Annotated in this window: 1 protein-coding gene; it reads right to left on the bottom strand. The window is 69.0% G+C overall.

Translation table 11 applies throughout. The features are described 5' to 3' along the window. On the bottom strand, positions 1–345 hold a 345-nt coding region (locus IG05_RS43280), incomplete at both ends, for a putative T7SS-secreted protein (protein WP_037816004.1).

Below are 345 nucleotides of genomic sequence, written 5' to 3'. Positions count from 1 at the left end.
AAGGCGTCCCCGCCCTCACCCTTCCAGCCGGAGGAGTCGACCTTCTTCAGCCCCTGGCTGACCTTGTCGAACGCCCCATGGAAGTCCCGCAGGTGCTTGGCGCTCTCACGGATCCTCCCCGGGTCGCCGTGGACGAGTTCGTTCGCCTGCTCGCTCTGGCCGAGCTGCTGCTCACCCGGCGTCGCCCCCAGGTCGGAGGCGACACCGTCGCCCCAGTCCTCCACCACGTCGGCCCACTTGTGCAGGCCGGCCTCGTCCAGCTTGTGGCCGACCTTGTCCGTGGCCCAGTCGACACCCTCGCCGAGCTTCTTCTTGCCCTTGTCGTAGAGGTCCTCAGCCCCCCCG

Source organism: Streptomyces sp. NRRL S-1022 (assembly GCF_000720135.1).
GTDB lineage: Bacteria > Actinomycetota > Actinomycetes > Streptomycetales > Streptomycetaceae > Streptomyces.
The sequence above is the reverse complement of the archived record's forward strand: the minus strand, read 5'-3'. Positions and strand labels throughout refer to the sequence as shown.